Below are 18,008 nucleotides of genomic sequence, written 5' to 3'. Positions count from 1 at the left end.
CAGTTTATAAAAAATAAGGGTGCCGATCTCTAATTCAGCCACCCGAGGCTACATCTACATTTAAAATGATGACGTAGTGTTTAGCCGCAATATTCTACCTGTCGCGGCCTGTTATCGCAAGGTAACGACGAGGGTTAAACCGGATACTCTACGACCAGACGGCGAGGTGCCACGCGCCCTTCGTTGTCGATTTCGCCCATGCCGAGAAACTTCTGCGCTTCGCCTTCCGTTACGCGAACAAGGCCTTCTGTCGGCGCGCCCGTAGTGCGTACCGGATTGCCGTTCTTAAAGTATACGGATGACGTCAGCGGCAGGTTCACCATAGGGTAATCCGCAGCCGGGCTGTCCATCGGCATTAACAGTGGATCGAGCAACTCAGACGGCGCGATATCACGCGTCTGTGCTTCTTCAAGCAGCGCGTTGAGCTGCTCAAGCGTTACCATACGCTCGACAGGATATTTGCTGACTGCCAGACGACGCAGATAAATCACATGCGCGCCGCAGCCGAGCTTCTCGCCCAAATCGTCAATGATGGTGCGGATGTAAGTCCCTTTCGAGCAGTGCACTTCCAGCTCAAGCTCATCGCCTTCATGACGAATGAACAGCAGCTCATAAACGGTAATCGGGCGCGCTTCACGCGGTACTTCAATCCCCTGGCGCGCATACTCGTACAGCGGTTTACCCTGATACTTCAGCGCCGAGAACATGGTCGGCACCTGCAGGGTGTCGCCACGGAAGCTTTCCAGCGCATCCTGCAGTTGCTGCTCGCTGAACGTGACCGGGCGCTCTTCCACCACTGTGCCGTCAGCATCGGAAGTGTCAGTACGCTGGCCAAGACGCGCAATCACGCGATAGCGTTTGTCGGAATCGAGCAGATACTGAGAAAATTTAGTCGCTTCACCGAGGCAGATGGGCAGCATGCCGGTCGCCAGCGGATCCAGCGCGCCGGTATGACCAGCGCGATTGGCGTTATAAATACGTTTTACTTTTTGCAGCGCATCGTTGGAGGAGAGCCCCTGCGGCTTATCCAGCAACAATACGCCATGCACATCGCGACCGCGACGACGAGGACGACTCATTATTCCTCCTTGTCGTCGTCCGGATTAACGCGACGCTCTTCGTCGTGTTTCACTACGCTGGTGACCAGGTTGGACATCCGCATCCCTTCAACCAGCGAGTTGTCGTAGAAGAAGGTCAGTTCCGGCACGATGCGCAGACGCATCGCTTTGCCCAGCAGGGAGCGAATGAAGCCAGACGCGTCCTGCAGCGCTTTGATACCGGCTTTTACCGCCGCTTCGTCTTTATCGTTCAGGAACGTCACGAACACTTTGGCATACGCCAGGTCGCGGGATACTTCAACGCCCGATACGGTGGTCATCAGCCCAACGCGCGGATCTTTGATTTCGCGCTGCAGAATGATGGCAATCTCTTTTTGCATCTCCTGCGCCACGCGCTGCGGGCGACCAAATTCTTTCGCCATAATAAAATCTCCAGACAAAAAAGGGGCTATTAGCCCCTTTTGAATAGTCATACCGGGTGGCGCTTCGCTAACCCGGCCTACAAAATGTGTCCTAATCCAGGCCCGGCAGACGCAGTGCGCCGGGCATAACAGGGATTAGTCGATGCTGCGCTGGATTTCGATGATCTCGAAGACTTCGATCATGTCGCCAACACGGACGTCGTTGTAGTTCTTAACGCCGATACCACATTCCATGCCGTTACGGACTTCGTTAACGTCATCTTTGAAGCGGCGCAGGGATTCCAGCTCGCCTTCATAGATAACCACGTTGTCGCGCAGTACGCGGATTGGGTTATGACGCTTAATCGTGCCTTCGGTAACCATACAGCCCGCGATCGCGCCGAATTTCGGCGATTTGAACACGTCACGTACTTCGGCCAGACCAATGATTTGCTGTTTCAGCTCAGGCGACAGCATGCCGCTCATCGCCGCTTTCACTTCGTCGATCAGATTATAGATGACGGAGTAGTAGCGCAGATCCAGGCTTTCCGCTTCGATAACACGGCGCGCAGAGGCATCGGCACGAACGTTGAAGCCCACCAGGATGGCGTTGGAAGCCGCAGCCAGCGTGGCGTCGGTTTCGGTGATACCACCCACGCCCGAGCCAACAATCTTCACCTTCACTTCGTCGGTGGAGAGTTTCAGCAGGGAGTCGGAAATCGCTTCTACAGAGCCCTGTACGTCGGCTTTCAGCACGATGTTGACTTCGTGAACTTCGCCCTCGGTCATGTTCGCGAACATGTTTTCGAGTTTGGATTTCTGCTGACGCGCCAGTTTGACTTCGCGGAATTTACCCTGACGATAGAGCGCCACTTCACGCGCTTTCTTCTCATCACGCACCACGGTCACTTCGTCACCCGCGGCAGGAACGCCGGAGAGACCCAGAATCTCAACAGGAATGGACGGACCGGCTTCCTGGACTTCCTGGTTCAGTTCGTTACGCATCGCACGTACGCGGCCATATTCGAAGCCACACAGCACGATATCGCCTTTGTTCAGCGTACCTTCGCGAACCAGAACGGTAGCGACCGGACCACGACCTTTATCCAGGAAGGATTCGATAACCACGCCGCTCGCCATACCTTTACGTACCGCTTTCAGTTCCAGAACTTCGGACTGCAGCAGGATAGCGTCCAGCAGCTCATCGATACCGGTGCCCGCTTTCGCAGAAACGTGGACGAACTGGCAATCGCCGCCCCACTCTTCCGGGATGATGCCGTGCTGAGACAGTTCGTTTTTAACACGATCCGGATCGGCATCAGGCTTATCGATTTTGTTCACCGCAACGACAACCGGCACTTTCGCCGCTTTCGCATGCTGGATAGCTTCGATGGTCTGAGGCATCACGCCGTCGTCCGCCGCAACCACCAGAACCACGATATCCGTTGCCTGCGCACCACGTGCACGCATCGCGGTAAACGCGGCGTGACCCGGGGTATCCAGGAAGGTGATCATGCCGTTATCGGTCTGCACATGGTATGCACCGATGTGCTGGGTAATGCCGCCCGCTTCGCCAGATGCCACTTTCGTGGAACGGATATAGTCGAGCAGAGAGGTTTTACCGTGGTCAACGTGACCCATGATGGTCACAACCGGCGCGCGCGGCTCAGCCTGTGCGCCCATGTCACGGTCGCTCATTACCGCTTCTTCCAGCTCGTTTTCACGACGCAGGATAACCTTGTGGCCCATCTCTTCAGCAACCAGCTGCGCGGTTTCCTGATCGATGACCTGGTTGATGGTCGCCATCGCGCCGAGCTTCATCATCGCTTTGATAACCTGAGAGCCTTTTACAGCCATCTTGTTAGCGAGTTCAGCCACGGTGATGGTTTCACCGATAACAACGTCACGGTTAACTGCCTGAGCCGGCTTGTTGAAGCCCTGCTGCAGGGAGCTGCCTTTACGTTTGCCGCCTTTACCGCCGCGAACGGCTGCACGGGCTTCTTCACGATCCGCTTTGGATTCGGAATGTTTGTTGCTTTTCTTCTGGCGTGCGACTTTCGCCGGACGCGCGCGACCACGGCCGCCTTCTACTTCACGGTCGCTGTCATCTTCTGCCTGACGCGCATGCTGTGAAGTGGTGACATGGTAGTCGCTGGTATCTTCAGATTCTTCTTCGCTGCCGCTTTCCCACTTGGTCGCGTTCTCTTCAGCCATACGACGGGCTTCTTCCGCTACGCGACGGGCATTTTCTTCCAGCTTGCGACGCGCTTCTTCTTCGGCCTTGCGCTTAAGTTCAAGGGCTTCAGCTTCGCGGCGGGCTTTTTCCGCCTGAGCAGCTTTGCTCACTTCGTCAGTTTGTTGATTGCTCACTTTGCTCGTTTCCGCAGCTTCACGTTTCGCTTTATCAGCGGCATCGCGTTTAGCTTGTTCTTCAGCTTCACGTTTAGCCTTATCGCCGGCTTCACGCTTGGCTTTTTCCTCTGCCTCTCGCTTGGCAGCTTCCTCTGCTTCACGACGGGCCTGCTCTTCCGCCTCACGCTTCGCCTGTTCTTCCGCGGCGAGACGCTCTGCCTCTTGCGGATCACGTTTTACAAAGGTGCGTTTTTTGCGGACTTCGATCTGTACCGACTTACTTTTCCCGCCGGTACCCTGAATATTTAAAGTACTGCGCGTTTTGCGCTGTAAAGTCAACTTATCCGGCCCTGAGCCATGTTCGCGGTTCAGGTGCGCCAGTAAGGCTTGTTTCTCTTGTGCCGTCACAGAGTCTTCAGCGGACTTCGGGATCCCTGCATCAGCGAATTGCTGTACCAGGCGGTCCACGGAGGTCTGAATCTCTGCGGCCAGCGCTTTTACGGTTACATCAGTCATGCTGTTCCTTCCTGCTACAGTTTATTACGCTTCGTCGCTAAACCAGCGGATGTTACGAGCGGCCATGATAAGCTCACCGGCTTTCTCATCGGTCAACCCTTCGATATCCGCGAGGTCGTCCACGCCCTGATCGGCGAGGTCATCAAGCGTACACACACCGCGCGCAGCGAGTTTGTAAGCCAGCGTGCGATCCATGCCTTCAAGGTTCAGCAGATCGTCAGCCGGTTTGTTATCGCCGAGGCTCTCTTCCTGAGCCAGCGCAAGGGTGGTGAGCGCGTTCTTAGCACGTTCGCGTAATGCTTCCACGGTCGGCTCATCCAGGCCGTCAATTTCCAGCAGCTCTTTCATCGGCACATAAGCCAGTTCTTCGAGCGTGGAGAAGCCTTCTTCCACCAGAACCGTGGCGAACTCTTCATCAATATCGAGATACTTAGTGAAAGTATCGATAGCGGCGTGCGCTTCAGCCTGATGCTTGGCCTGAAGGTCTTCAACGGTCATGACGTTGAGTTCCCAGCCGCTCAGCTGTGAAGCAAGACGCACGTTCTGGCCGTTACGGCCGATAGCCTGCGCCAGATTGCCCGCTTCGACGGCGATATCCATGGTGTGTTTGTCTTCATCCACCACGATAGAGGCTACATCTGCCGGTGCCATGGCGTTGATAACGAACTGCGCAGGATTATCATCCCACAGCACGATATCAATACGCTCGCCGCCAAGCTCGGTCGACACAGCCTGAACACGCGCGCCACGCATGCCTACGCAGGCACCGACCGGGTCGATACGCTTGTCGTTGGTTTTCACCGCGATTTTAGCGCGTGAGCCCGGATCGCGAGCTGCCGCTTTAATTTCAATCACTTCTTCGCCGATTTCCGGTACTTCGATGCGGAACAGCTCGATCAGCATCTCCGGCTTAGCGCGAGTGACAAACAGCTGAGCGCCGCGTGCTTCAGGACGGACAGCGTACAGTACGCCGCGGATGCGGTCGCCCGGACGGAAGTTTTCACGCGGCAGCATGTCTTCACGCAGAATGACCGCTTCAGCATTGCTGCCGAGGTCAAGCGTGATGTTTTCGCGGTTCACTTTTTTCACCACGCCGGTGATGATTTCACCTTCATGCTCGCGGAACTGGTCAACGACCATCGCGCGCTCAGCTTCACGCACTTTCTGTACGATGACCTGTTTCGCGGTCTGCGTGGTGATACGGTCAAACGTTACGGATTCGATCTGATCTTCAACGTAGTCGCCAACATTCAGGCTCGGATCTTCGTAACGTGCCGCTTCCAGCGTGATTTCGCGGGTCGGCTGGGTAACTTCTTCGACAATGACCCAGCGGCGGAACGTATCGAAATCACCGCTTTTACGGTCGATGCTCACGCGAACATCGATCTCTTGTTCATATTTTTTCTTGGTTGCCGTAGCCAGGGCGCTTTCCAGCGCTTCAAAAATTTTCTCGCGCGGAACCGCTTTTTCGTTGGAAACTGCTTCGACAACAGCCAAAATTTCTTTATTCATCAGGGGCCTTCGCCTCAATCCAGACTGTTAAAATTGGGGTACCAGGTTCGCTCTCTGGATGTTGCTGAGCGCGAACACTTCATCTTTGCCGTCAACTGCAACGGTAATCATCTCGCCATCAACGGCTTTAATGATCCCCTGCCACTTACGACGATTCTGTACCGCCATACGCAGTACCAGCGTCACCTCTTCGCCAGTGTAACGGGCATAATGTTCGGCAGTGAAGAGAGGACGGTCGAGGCCAGGCGAGGAGACTTCCAGGTTATAAGCCACCGTAATAGGGTCTTCGACATCCAGAACGGAGCTAACCTGGTGGCTGACATCAGCACAATCGTCAACAGTGATGCCATCTTCACTATCAATATAGATGCGCAGCGTCGATGTGCGACCGCGAATGAATTCGATGCCGACGAGTTCGTAGCCCAGCGCTTCCACCGGTGCCGTAATCATCTCTGTTAATTTTTGCTCTAATGTGGACAAGCCCACCCCCGGGACATAAAAAAAGGGCATATAGCCCAGTTATTCTTTAGCCAGATAACAAAAAACCCCGATAAATCGGGGCTTTTAATAACTGAACCCTGTAAACCGCGATGCGCGGCCCGGAACACCTTCCAGGGAATTTTCTTTCAAAAACGGTGAGGAAGGCATTCGCTGCATTTCACAGTATATTTGAAAAACAACTCTCAGGGAAAGTGGTTGCGGGGGCCGGATTTGAACCGACGACCTTCGGGTTATGAGCCCGACGAGCTACCAGGCTGCTCCACCCCGCGTCCGAAAACGTGGCAAATACTACGCCTTTAACGTCTAAATTGCAAGTTTTGCTGGGATTTGGTACCGAGGACGGGACTTGAACCCGTAAGCCCAATCGGGCACTACCACCTCAAGGTAGCGTGTCTACCAATTCCACCACCTCGGCACTATAGTGCGCAGTTTCTGTTTACTGCGCGAAGCTGACAAATTAACGCGGGATATCGCTGGTCGGCTTAGCCGGCGCTGCGGGCTGAGTCTGCTCAGTTTTTGCTGGCGCAGTCAGGTTTTCCCACTCGCTTCCTTTATTGGTTTTGTTGCTGTTAATGTTACCCAGCACCAGGCTGATAATGAAGAACAGGGTTGCCAGCACAGCGGTCATACGGGTCATGAAGTTACCAGAACCACTTGAACCGAACAGCGTAGCAGAAGCGCCTGCGCCAAAAGAGGCTCCCATATCAGCGCCTTTACCTTGCTGCAGCATGATAAGACCAACAAGGCCCAGCGCTACAATAAGGAAAACTACCAAAAGAGCTTCGTACATAATCAACCTGTTCCTTGCGGGGTTACCGCAGCCAATTGCTTCAAACCAATAAAGCAGGGGTATTTGTCATTCCCTACTGAAGCGGGTGTGAATACTAACGAAAGAGTCATGGGCGCGCAAGTGCAATTTCATCGACAAATGCTGACTGCGGAAAAAAACGGCAAAACGCGCTAAAATGACGATTTTAAAGGCGACTTTCGTCGCCTTTTTAAACGCGCGGGGCTTAAACGGCTTTCACGGCATCCGCGATACGATGCGCAAACTCCGTCACCTGCGCTTCGTTTTCGCCTTCCACCATCACGCGGATAAGCGGCTCGGTACCGGATTTACGCAGCAGCACGCGCCCGCGTTTACCAAGCGCTTGCTCCACTTCTTCAGTTACCGCTTTCACCGTGTCATGTTCCAGCGGGTCGCCGCTGCCTGGCGTGAAGCGCACGTTCACCAGAATCTGCGGGAAGAGTTTCATCCCGCTGCAGAGATCGTGCAGGCTCATATGGTTACGCGCAATCGCCGTTAACACCTGCAAGGCTGCCACAATGCCGTCGCCTGTGGTGGTTTTATCCAGCAGGATAACGTGGCCTGAGTTCTCCGCCCCGATGCGCCAGCCTTTTTCCTGCATTTTTTCCAGCACGTAACGGTCGCCCACTTTCGCGCGCGCAAACGGAATACCAAGCTGTTTGAGAGCGACTTCCAGCCCCATGTTGCTCATGAGCGTGCCGACCGCGCCGCCGCGCAACTGGCCCTGACGCAGTCCTTCACGGGCAATGATATAGAGGATCTGGTCGCCATCTACTTTGTTGCCTTCATGGTCGACCATAATGACGCGGTCGCCATCGCCGTCAAACGCGATACCCAGATCGGCTTTCTCGGCTACGACGCGCTCCTGCAGCAAACGAACATCGGTCGCGCCGCATTTTTCGTTGATGTTCAGGCCATCCGGCTCAGAGCCGATGGTTACGACGCGCGCGCCCAGCTCGCGCAGTACATTTGGCGCAATGTGATACGTCGCGCCGTTCGCGCAATCCACTACAATCTTCAGCCCGTTCAGGCTGAGCTCATTCGGGAATGTGCCTTTGCAAAATTCGATATAACGGCCTGCGGCATCCACAATGCGGCTCGCTTTACCGAGCTCGGCGGAATCCACGCAGCTGATCTCTTTCTCAAGCTCAGCTTCGATAGCCTCTTCCACTTCATCAGGCAGTTTCGTGCCCTCAATGGAGAAAAATTTAATGCCATTATCGTAGAACGGGTTATGAGAGGCAGAAATGACAATGCCGGCCTCGGCACGAAAAGTACGCGTCAAATAGGCTACGGCTGGCGTAGGCATCGGCCCGGTAAACAGCGCAGACAGCCCTGCCGCAGCCAGGCCCGCTTCCAGTGCGGATTCCAGCATGTAACCGGAAATACGGGTGTCCTTGCCGATAATGACTTTGCGGGAGCCGTGACGCGCCAGCACTTTTCCTGCCGCCCAGCCAAGCTTCAGGACAAAATCAGGGGTAATTGGCGCATCGCCCACGCGACCGCGAATGCCATCGGTCCCAAAATATTTACGGTTACTCATAGTATTTTTTATCCTTCGCTGAAAGAGTTGCTTCCACCACGCGCATCGCTTCGACCGTCTCTTTGACGTCATGAACGCGAACGATCTGCGCGCCCTGCATCGCCGCCATAACCGCACAGGCAAGGCTTCCAGGCAAGCGCTGATCGGGTCCGACGTTAAGTAACTGGCCAATCATCGATTTACGCGACATTCCCACCAGCAAAGGCATTCCGAAACGCCGGAATTCTGAAAGCCGGGCGAGAAGCTGGTAATTGTGGGTCAGATTTTTACCGAAACCGAATCCCGGGTCGAGTATGATTTTTTCTTTTGTAATGCCCGCCGCCTCGCAACGGGCGATGTGCTGCTCAAAAAAACGTGTGACGTCGGCAAAAACATCTTCATAGTGCGGTGCCTGCTGCATCGTTTTCGGCTGGCCCTGCATATGCATCAGGCAAACCGGCAATCCGCTCTCTGCCGCCGCCTCAAGCGCGCCCGGCTCTGTCAGCGATCGAATATCGTTAATGATATGCGCCCCGGCACGCGCCGATTCACGGATCACTTCCGGTTTAGAGGTATCGACAGACACCCAGACCTCAAAGCGCTGCGCCAGCGCCTCCACCACCGGTACCACGCGGGAAAGTTCTTCTTCCACGCTCACTTCCGCTGCTCCGGGGCGCGTCGACTCGCCGCCAACATCAATGATGGTCGCACCGGCGTTAATCATCGCGTTCGCATGTTTTACCGCCTCTGTGAGCGTATTGTGCTGACCGCCATCGGAGAAAGAATCCGGCGTAACATTCAGGATACCCATGACATGCGGGTGAGAAAGTTCGAGCGTTGAGCCCTGGGCGAAGAGTTTCATTGCCATTCCCTTATAAACTTGAATGAACGAAAACAGAAAACCCCGGACAGGCCGGGGTTTTAATTAATACAGCGGTGCTACAGCAGGCAATTATTTATCGCCAAACTGCTCAGACATGGTGTTGCCCGGGTTCGGCGTACGCGGTTCATCGACCGGACGCGGAGCACGCGGCGTACCGTTGCTGTCAGAATTATTGTTGGCACCCGGATCTTCCCAGCCTGCTGGCGGGCGAACATCACGGCGAGCCATCAGATCGTCGATTTGCGGCGCGTCGATGGTTTCATACTTCATCAGCGCGTCTTTCATGGCATGCAGGATGTCCATATTATCGTTCAGGATCTGACGAGCGCGGTTGTAGTTACGTTCAATCAGGGCTTTAACTTCCTGATCGATAATACGCGCCGTTTCATCTGACATATGCTTGGCTTTCGCCACGCTACGGCCCAGGAATACTTCGCCCTCTTCTTCCGCATACAGCAGCGGACCAAGTTTGTCGGAGAAGCCCCACTGGGTCACCATATTACGCGCCAGGTTCGTCGCGACTTTAATGTCGTTAGACGCACCGGTGGAGACATGCTCCGGCCCGTAGATAATCTCTTCCGCCAGACGACCGCCGTACAGCGTGGAGATCTGGCTTTCCAGTTTCTGACGGCTGGCGCTGATAGCGTCGCCCTCAGGCAGGAAGAACGTGACGCCAAGCGCGCGACCGCGCGGGATAATCGTCACTTTATGCACCGGATCGTGCTCCGGCACCAGGCGGCCGATAATCGCATGGCCCGCTTCGTGATAGGCGGTGGATTCTTTCTGCGCTTCCGTCATCACCATGGAGCGGCGTTCCGCACCCATCATGATTTTGTCTTTCGCTTTCTCGAACTCAACCATTGAAACGACGCGCTTGTTGCCGCGTGCGGCAAACAGCGCCGCTTCGTTCACCAGGTTTGCGAGATCGGCACCGGAGAAGCCAGGGGTACCGCGCGCGATGATTGCCGCGTCGATATCCGGCGCCAGCGGTACGCGACGCATATGTACTTTAAGGATCTGCTCACGACCACGCACGTCCGGCAGACCAACCACGACCTGGCGGTCGAAACGGCCTGGACGCAGCAGCGCAGGGTCAAGCACGTCAGGACGGTTAGTCGCCGCGATGACAATAATGCCTTCGTTGCCTTCAAAACCATCCATCTCAACCAGCATCTGGTTCAGAGTCTGCTCACGTTCATCGTGACCACCGCCAAGACCCGCGCCGCGCTGACGACCCACCGCATCGATTTCATCGATAAAGATAATGCACGGTGCCGCTTTTTTAGCTTGCTCGAACATATCGCGAACACGGGACGCGCCCACACCCACGAACATTTCCACGAAGTCAGAACCGGAAATAGTAAAGAACGGTACTTTCGCCTCGCCCGCGATGGCTTTCGCCAGCAGGGTTTTACCAGTACCCGGCGGGCCGACCATCAGGACGCCCTTCGGAATTTTACCGCCCAGCTTCTGGAAACGGCTCGGCTCGCGCAGGTATTCCACCAGCTCGCCGACTTCCTCTTTCGCTTCGTCACAACCAGCCACGTCAGCGAAAGTAGTTTTAATCTGATCTTCCGTCAGCATGCGCGCTTTGCTTTTGCCGAACGACATGGCGCCTTTGCCACCGCCGCCCTGCATCTGACGCATGAAGAATATCCAGACCCCAATCAGCAGCAGCATCGGGAACCAGGAGATGAAGATAGTGGCCAGCAGGCTCTGCTCTTCAGGCGGTTCGCCGACAACTTTTACGTTTTTGGTCAGCAGGTTATCAAGGAGTTTGGGATCGTTTACGGGAATATAAGTCGTGTATCGGTTACTATCTTTCTTGGTAACGTTGATTTCACGTCCGTTGATACGCGCTTCGCGAACCTGGTCCTGGTTAACTTCTTGCAGGAAGGTAGAGTAATCCACCCTACGGCCACTCGACTCGCTGGGCCCAAAGCTCTGGAATACTGACATCAGCACAACTGCGATGACCAGCCAGAGTATTAGGTTTTTCGCCATGTCACTCAAGGGATTAACCTCATATTACAACTGTGTTAACAAACAGCGTCAGGGTACTATAGTTTGCGCCCGGTCGCTACAATGTACACTTCACGTGAACGGGCACGAGAAGAGTCCGGCTTACGAACTTTAACCTTCGTAAACAGGGAGCGAATTTCCCGCAGGTACTCATCGAAACCTTCGCCCTGAAACACCTTCACTACAAAACTGCCACCCGGTGCCAGCACATCCCGACACATTTCGAGCGCCAGTTCCACCAGATACATGGCGCGGGGGATATCCACAGCCGGAGTCCCGCTCATGTTCGGTGCCATATCTGACATGACAACCTGTACTTTACTGTCACCCACGCGTTCCAGTAACGCCTTCATGACTAATTCATCACGAAAGTCGCCCTGAAGGAAGTCCACACCAACGATAGGATCCATTGGTAAAAGATCGCAAGCGATAATACGGCCTGCTCCTCCGATTTGCGTGACCACATACTGTGACCATCCACCAGGCGCGGCGCCAAGATCGACAACCGTCATTCCTGGTTTAAAAATCTTGTCACTTTGCTGTATTTCATCAAGTTTAAACCAGGCACGGGAACGTAACCCTTTTTTCTGCGCCTGTTGAACATATTTATCGCTAAAGTGTTCCTGAAGCCAGCGACTGGAGCTGGCAGAACGCTTTTTACCTGTCATTTCACATTCCATCCGGGTTCATCGTGAGCCGCAGGCTCAAAAACCCACGTTTTGCCATTTGGCGATAATTGGGAGATGGCGGTAGAATGACCCGTTTTCAATCCCAACGTAAGCAAAAAATACGATGAATCTGAGTACTAAACAAAAACAGCACCTGAAAGGTCTCGCCCATCCGCTCAAGCCGGTGGTTATGCTTGGCAATAATGGTTTGACCGAAGGGGTACTGGCCGAGATTGAGCAAGCGCTTGAGCACCATGAGTTAATCAAGGTGAAGATCGCCACTGAAGACCGCGAAACTAAGACCCTGATTGTGGATGCCATCGTACGTGAAACCGGCGCCTGCAATGTACAGGTCATCGGGAAAACGCTGGTGCTCTACCGCCCGTCAAAGGAACGTAAAATTTCGCTGCCCCGCTAAGCTGTGGGTTTTGCGAGCGATCGCAGAAGCCGCAAACTACAGGCGAGGGTGCAAAATGCCACGCTCCGTTTGTTGATAAAAGGCCGCGTAGCGGCCTTTTTCCTTTCTTTACAATCTGAACGGCCTCGTTGTTATGCCGGTTAAGGTTAATCGCACAAGTCAGTAAATCTGACTATCAGGCGCGCCGCTTACCGAAAAAACGGCCGTTCAGAGGCGGGTATTAAAGATAATCGACTTTGATGATTTCAAATTCGACCTGGCCGCCCGGGGTGTTAATCGTCACCACGTCGTCCAGCTCTTTACCCACCAGACCGCGCGCGATAGGCGAGTTCACAGAAATAAGGTTCTGTTTGAAGTCCGCTTCGTCGTCGCCAACGATGCGGTAGGTCAGCTCTTCGTCGGTATCCAGGTTCAGTACCGTCACGGTGGAGCCGAAAATCACGCGGCCATTGTTTGGCATCTTGGTGATATCAATCACCTGGGCGTTCGAGAGCTTCGCTTCGATATCTTTAATACGCCCTTCGCAGAACCCCTGCTGCTCGCGAGCGGCATGGTATTCGGCATTCTCTTTCAGATCGCCATGCTCGCGGGCTTCGGCGATAGCGGCGATGATTTCCGGGCGACGCACGGATTTCAGAAACTCCAGCTCTTCGCGCAGTTTCTCAGCACCACGTAAGGTCATCGGAATAGGTTGCATTTGTTATACCTCTCACTGTCCTGTTAAGAACGGTTCACAGCCCGCTCCGGCTGCACGCCAGCCCGGAAAACCTTCCAGTCCCGGACGGCAAACAAAAGAAAACTGACCCGGAGACAAAGCCCCAGGTCAGGAACGATTTTGCAATTTGATACGTATTTTACCCTGAAGTTCCCGAAGGGTCATCGTTTACTTTGCAGGGCGATGCGCCTTAGTATGACGGCACGTTTCCAGCTGTTACCGCGAGATTATGCGATTTTCCAGATTTGCTGTCGGATTGACCACCAGTGTAGCCCTGAATGCCAGTGCCGCCAATGTCGAAGAGTATATCAATCAGTTACCCGCCGGCGCGAATCTCGCCCTGATGGTGCAAAAAGTCGGAGCCAGCTCCCCTGAGATTGATTTTCACAGCCAGCAGATGGCGCTCCCCGCCAGTACGCAAAAAGTGATCACGGCGCTGGCCGCGCTGTTACAGCTCGGCCCTGACTACCGCTTCACCACAACGCTTGAAAGCCGTGGCGATGTGCGCGACGGCGTGCTTGATGGCGATTTAATCGCGCGTTTCACTGGCGATCCGACCTTTAAGCGCCAGGATATGCGCAATATGGTGACCGCGCTGAAAAAAGCGGGCGTTCAGCAAATAAAAGGAAACGTGCTGATCGACACCTCCGCTTTCGCAAGTCATGACAAAGCGCCCGGCTGGCCGTGGAACGACATGACGCAATGCTTCAGCGCCCCGCCGTCAGCCGCCATTGTCGATCGTAACTGCTTTTCGGTATCGCTCTACAGCGCCCCGCATGCGGGTGAACCGGCATTTGTACGCATCGCCTCGTATTATCCGGTTAACGTTTACAGTCAGGTAAAAACCCTGCCGCGCGGCTCATCAGAGGCGCAGTACTGCGAGCTGGATGTGGTCACGGGCGATCTTAACCGCTATACGCTCACTGGCTGCATGACGCAGCGCGCCGATCCGCTGCCGCTGGCCTTCGCCATTCAGGATGGCGCAGGCTATGCCGGCGCGATACTGAAAGCGGAGCTGAAACAAGCGGGCATCACTTATAACGGTACGCTGCTACGCCAGACGCAACCCAACGAGCCGGGGACGGTTATCGCGAGCCGCCAGTCTCCGCCGCTGCACGATCTCCTGCGCGTGATGCTGAAGAAATCCGACAACATGATCGCCGACACGGTGTTTCGCACCATCGGGCGTAACTTTTACGGCGTGCCAGGCACCTGGCGCGCGGGCGCGGATGCCGTCCGCCAGATCCTGCGTCAGAAAGCAGGTGTGGATTTAGGCAATACGATCGTAGTGGATGGTTCCGGCCTGTCGCGCCATAATCTGATAGCCCCCGCGACGATGATGCAGGTGTTGCAATACATCGCCCGTAACGACAGCCAGCTGAACTTTATCTCTATGCTGCCGCTGGCAGGGCATGACGGATCGTTGCTGTACCGCGCCGGCCTTCATGAGGCGGGTGTTGACGGAAAAGTCTCCGCCAAAACCGGCTCGCTGCAAGGGGTCTATAACCTTGCGGGCTTTATTACCACGGCCAGCGGACAACGCATGGCGTTCGTTCAGTATCTTTCCGGCTACGCCGTAGAGCCTGCCGATCAGCGCAACCGCCGTATTCCGCTGGTGCGCTTTGAAAGCCGACTTTACCGCGACCTCTACCAGAATAATTAACGATGAAACTGCTGATAGTCGAAGATGATCTGCTGTTACAGGAAGGACTGGCGCTGGCGCTCGGCAACGAGGGCTATGCGCTGGATTGCGCCGCGAATGCCGCCGAGGGCGACGCCCTGCTCCAGAGCGGCGAATACAGTTTGATTATTCTCGACTTAGGGCTGCCGGATAAAGACGGCGCCACGCTGCTCAGCCAGTGGCGCCGGAGCGGTGTGACAACGCCAGTGCTTATTCTTACGGCGCGTGACGCGCTGAAAGATCGCGTAAGCGGGCTTGATGCGGGTGCGGATGATTATCTGGTTAAACCCTTTGCGCTGGCGGAGCTTCACGCCCGCGCGCGGGCGCTTATCCGCCGTTATCAGGGGCACAGCGATAATCTGTTGCAGCACGACGATATCACGCTCAATCTGCAAACCCAGCAGGTACTGCTCCAGGGAATGCCTGTAGAAGTGACGCCCAAAGAGTTTGCGTTACTCACCCGCCTGATGATGCGCATCGGCCAGACGGTGCACCGCGAAACCTTGCAACAGGACATCTACAGCTGGCAGGACGATCCCAGCTCGAATACGCTTGAAGTGCACATCCACAATCTGCGCCGTAAGCTCGGTAAAACCCGCATTCGTACCATACGCGGCGTGGGCTACCGGCTGGAGCGGCCATCATGAACAGCATGCGCCGTCGGCTGATGCTGATGCTTGCGCTGATCCTTCTTTTTTTTCAGCTGATTAGCGTTATCTGGCTGTGGCATGAAAGCCGCGAGCAGATAAGTTTTCTGGTTAATGAAACGCTATCGGCCAAATCCCGCACCCATCACGTCGAAAAAGAGATCCGCGAGGCGATTGCCTCGTTGCTGGTGCCGTCGCTGGTGATGGTGGGGTTTACCCTCGTTTTTTCCTTCTGGGCGGTCACGTGGATAACCCGTCCGCTCAGTCAGCTTAGTCAGACGCTCACCCGGCGCTCCGCGGATAATCTTTCCCCGGTGCCGGTGGACTCTGCAATGGAAGAGATACGTGCGGTAACGCTCTCGCTCAACCAGCTCTTTTTACGCCTCGATCACACCATCCAGCAAGAGCGTCTGTTCACGGCAGATGCGGCACATGAACTACGAACACCGCTCGCCGGGATTCGTCTGCATCTGGAACTGATGGAGCAGTCGGGCGTTTCTCAGGCCACACCGCTGCTCGCCCGTATCGATCGCCTGATGCATACCGTTGAGCAATTACTGATGCTGTCACGCGCAGGCCAGGCGCTGGCGAGCGGGCATTACGAAACGCTGTGCTGGAACGCGGATATTATTGTGCCGCTGCGTAGCGAACTCGACGAGCTGGCACAGCAACGCGCACAGCACATCCTCTGGCCTCACGACGAAGCCACATCGCGTGTGCAGGGCGACGCCGTGTTACTGCGGCTGATGCTGCGTAATTTGCTGGAAAACGCCTCGCGTTACAGCCCGGAGCAAAGCTGCATTGTGGTGCAGCTTTCTGCCGAGCACGGCGGAAGTCGTTTGATTGTGATCGATGAAGGGCCAGGCATCCCGCAGGCGCAGCGCGAAGCGATTACCGAGCCTTTCCGGCGGCTCGATCAGCGCTATGGCGGTAGTGGTCTGGGGCTGAGCATTGTGCAGCGCATCGTGCATTTACACCGTGGCAGGCTGATTCTGGAGGATGGTCCAAAAGGTGGATTGATGGCGTCGTGCTGGCTACCGGAAGAGATTAACCAGTCATAATTCGTTGAAAACGCATTGAACGTTGGCACCATTAAAAAAGGCCGGTTTCCCGGCCTTTTTATTAACGCTGATAGACGATCTCGACACCTTCGTCGTCATCTTCGTCCCAGTCGTCATCCCACTCTTCTTCGGCTTCCGCTTCCATCTCTTCAAGCTGCTGGCGATGATAGTCATCCCACATAAACTCGACTTTTTCAGGCTGCTTCGCTTCTTCTTCGTGAACCACAGGGTTTTCGATGATGAAATGCATCACGTCCCAGCAGAGATCTTTTACGTTCATCTGGCTTGCGGCAGAGATCAGATAATATTTTTCGTCCCAACCCAGCGCGTCGGCGATCGCTTTAGCTTTCGCTTCCGCTTCTTCACGGCTCAGCAGATCGATTTTATTAAAGACCAGCCAGCGCGGCTTAGAGGCCAGCTTTTCGCTGTACTTCTCAAGCTCACCCACGATGATACGGGCGTTTTCCGCCGGATCGGAGCCGTCGATCGGATCGAGATCGATCAGGTGCAGCAGCACGCGGCAACGCTCCAGGTGCTTCAGGAAGCGAATACCGAGGCCCGCGCCTTCCGCCGCGCCTTCAATAAGGCCTGGAATATCGGCAACCACGAAGCTTTTCTCGTTATCCATACGCACCACGCCAAGGCTTGGCACCAGCGTGGTAAATGGATAATCCGCCACTTTCGGCTTCGCTGCGGAGACCGCGCGAATAAACGTGGATTTACCGGCGTTTGGCATCCCAAGCATACCAACGTCTGCCAGCAGCATCAGCTCTAATTGCAGATCGCGCTTCTCGCCCGGCGTACCCATGGTTTTCTGGCGCGGAGTACGGTTCACGGAAGATTTGAAGCGGGTGTTGCCAAGGCCGTGCCAGCCGCCCTTCGCAACCATCAGACGCTGACCATGTTTGGTCATATCGCCCATCGTTTCGCCTGTGCCCTGATCGATAACACGCGTACCGACCGGCACTTTGATGGTCACATCTTTACCGCGTTTACCGGTGCAGTCGCGGCTCTGGCCGTTCTGACCGCGTTCGGCGCGGAAGGACTTCTCAAAGCGGTAATCGATAAGGGTATTGAGATTTTCGTCGGCCTCAAGCCAGACATCGCCGCCGTCACCGCCGTCGCCGCCGTCAGGGCCGCCTTTCGGGATATATTTTTCACGACGGAAGCTTACGCAGCCGTTACCACCATCACCCGCCACGACCAGGATCGTAGCTTCATCAACAAACTTCATTTTACTTCT

16 protein-coding genes and 2 tRNA genes are annotated in these 18,008 nt (G+C 55.2%); 4 read left to right on the top strand and 14 right to left on the bottom strand.

Translation table 11 applies throughout. From position 1 onward, the window contains the following. Positions 1 to 134: 134 nt before the first annotated feature. The 12 genes from truB to rlmE form a co-directional block, all read right to left on the bottom strand. Positions 135 to 1,079, bottom strand: a complete 945-nt coding sequence (truB, locus tag G9X48_RS12670; RefSeq protein ID WP_097641491.1) for a tRNA pseudouridine(55) synthase TruB — start codon at positions 1,077 to 1,079, stop codon at positions 135 to 137. Beyond that, a complete protein-coding gene (gene rbfA / locus G9X48_RS12665) occupies positions 1,079 to 1,480 on the bottom strand; it encodes a 30S ribosome-binding factor RbfA (protein WP_004385058.1) in 402 nt (133 codons plus the stop codon). Before rbfA ends, truB begins: the two co-directional genes overlap by 1 nt. Positions 1,481 to 1,615: 135 nt before the next feature. After that, the gene (gene infB, locus G9X48_RS12660) at positions 1,616 to 4,327 is read right to left on the bottom strand and encodes a translation initiation factor IF-2 (RefSeq protein ID WP_004385059.1); all 2,712 of its coding nucleotides are present in this window, start codon (positions 4,325 to 4,327) and stop codon (positions 1,616 to 1,618) included. A gap of 24 nt (positions 4,328 to 4,351) precedes the next feature. Beyond that, positions 4,352 to 5,839: a transcription termination factor NusA gene (nusA, locus tag G9X48_RS12655; protein ID WP_007780472.1), complete on the bottom strand. Its 1,488-nt coding sequence runs from the start codon at positions 5,837 to 5,839 to the stop codon at positions 4,352 to 4,354. Positions 5,840 to 5,866: 27 nt separating this feature from the next. Next, positions 5,867 to 6,319 (bottom strand): ribosome maturation factor RimP, encoded by a 453-nt coding sequence (gene rimP / locus G9X48_RS12650; RefSeq protein ID WP_004385061.1) that lies wholly within the window; start codon positions 6,317 to 6,319, stop codon positions 5,867 to 5,869. Between the two features lie 213 nt (positions 6,320 to 6,532). Further along, positions 6,533 to 6,609: transfer RNA gene (locus G9X48_RS12645), tRNA-Met, on the bottom strand. A 59-nt stretch (positions 6,610 to 6,668) separates the two neighbouring features. Further along, positions 6,669 to 6,755 (bottom strand) — tRNA-Leu (locus G9X48_RS12640). A 42-nt stretch (positions 6,756 to 6,797) separates the two neighbouring features. Continuing rightward, entirely contained in the window at positions 6,798 to 7,130 is a 333-nt protein-coding gene (gene secG, locus G9X48_RS12635; RefSeq protein ID WP_004385062.1) for a preprotein translocase subunit SecG, read from the bottom strand. A 223-nt stretch (positions 7,131 to 7,353) separates the two neighbouring features. Next, positions 7,354 to 8,691 (bottom strand): phosphoglucosamine mutase, encoded by a 1,338-nt coding sequence (gene glmM / locus G9X48_RS12630; protein WP_004385063.1) that lies wholly within the window; start codon positions 8,689 to 8,691, stop codon positions 7,354 to 7,356. Beyond that, a complete protein-coding gene (folP, locus tag G9X48_RS12625) occupies positions 8,684 to 9,532 on the bottom strand; it encodes a dihydropteroate synthase (protein ID WP_097641493.1) in 849 nt (282 codons plus the stop codon). The genes glmM and folP overlap by 8 nt, the downstream gene beginning before the upstream one ends. A 90-nt stretch (positions 9,533 to 9,622) precedes the next feature. Further along, positions 9,623 to 11,557 (bottom strand): ATP-dependent zinc metalloprotease FtsH, encoded by a 1,935-nt coding sequence (gene ftsH / locus G9X48_RS12620; RefSeq protein WP_004385065.1) that lies wholly within the window; start codon positions 11,555 to 11,557, stop codon positions 9,623 to 9,625. 56 nt (positions 11,558 to 11,613) lie between these two features. Beyond that, positions 11,614 to 12,243: a 23S rRNA (uridine(2552)-2'-O)-methyltransferase RlmE gene (rlmE, locus tag G9X48_RS12615; protein ID WP_004385066.1), complete on the bottom strand. Its 630-nt coding sequence runs from the start codon at positions 12,241 to 12,243 to the stop codon at positions 11,614 to 11,616. A 124-nt stretch (positions 12,244 to 12,367) separates the two neighbouring features. On the opposite strand from rlmE, the gene yhbY reads away from it, so the two are divergent. Further along, the gene (yhbY, locus tag G9X48_RS12610; RefSeq protein ID WP_004385067.1) at positions 12,368 to 12,661 is read left to right on the top strand and encodes a ribosome assembly RNA-binding protein YhbY; all 294 of its coding nucleotides are present in this window, start codon (positions 12,368 to 12,370) and stop codon (positions 12,659 to 12,661) included. A 220-nt stretch (positions 12,662 to 12,881) separates the two neighbouring features. Here the strand turns inward: yhbY and greA are convergent, their stop codons facing one another. After that, complete coding sequence (gene greA / locus G9X48_RS12605) at positions 12,882 to 13,358, bottom strand: transcription elongation factor GreA (RefSeq protein WP_004385068.1); 477 nt, start codon at positions 13,356 to 13,358, stop codon at positions 12,882 to 12,884. 247 nt (positions 13,359 to 13,605) lie between these two features. Here greA and dacB point away from each other — a divergent pair, with 247 nt between their 5' ends. The 3 genes from dacB to pmrB are packed head-to-tail and all read left to right on the top strand — an operon-like array spanning position 13,606 to position 16,765. After that, on the top strand, positions 13,606 to 15,039 hold the full coding sequence (gene dacB, locus G9X48_RS12600; RefSeq protein WP_097641494.1) for a serine-type D-Ala-D-Ala carboxypeptidase: 1,434 nt from the start codon (positions 13,606 to 13,608) through the stop codon (positions 15,037 to 15,039). Positions 15,040 to 15,041: 2 nt separating this feature from the next. Further along, the gene (gene pmrA, locus G9X48_RS12595) at positions 15,042 to 15,704 is read left to right on the top strand and encodes a two-component system response regulator PmrA (RefSeq protein WP_097641495.1); all 663 of its coding nucleotides are present in this window, start codon (positions 15,042 to 15,044) and stop codon (positions 15,702 to 15,704) included. Next, complete coding sequence (gene pmrB / locus G9X48_RS12590) at positions 15,701 to 16,765, top strand: two-component system sensor histidine kinase PmrB (RefSeq protein WP_007888635.1); 1,065 nt, start codon at positions 15,701 to 15,703, stop codon at positions 16,763 to 16,765. Before pmrA ends, pmrB begins: the two co-directional genes overlap by 4 nt. A gap of 61 nt (positions 16,766 to 16,826) precedes the next feature. On the opposite strand, the gene cgtA is transcribed toward pmrB, so the two are convergent. After that, positions 16,827 to 17,999 (bottom strand): Obg family GTPase CgtA, encoded by a 1,173-nt coding sequence (gene cgtA / locus G9X48_RS12585; protein ID WP_097641496.1) that lies wholly within the window; start codon positions 17,997 to 17,999, stop codon positions 16,827 to 16,829. Positions 18,000 to 18,008 lie beyond the last annotated feature (9 nt).

Source organism: Cronobacter sp. HA18006, from assembly GCF_011605445.1.
Lineage (GTDB): Bacteria > Pseudomonadota > Gammaproteobacteria > Enterobacterales > Enterobacteriaceae > Cronobacter > Cronobacter sakazakii.
Note: the sequence above shows the minus strand (reverse complement) of the source record. Positions and strands in the feature narration are given on the sequence as shown.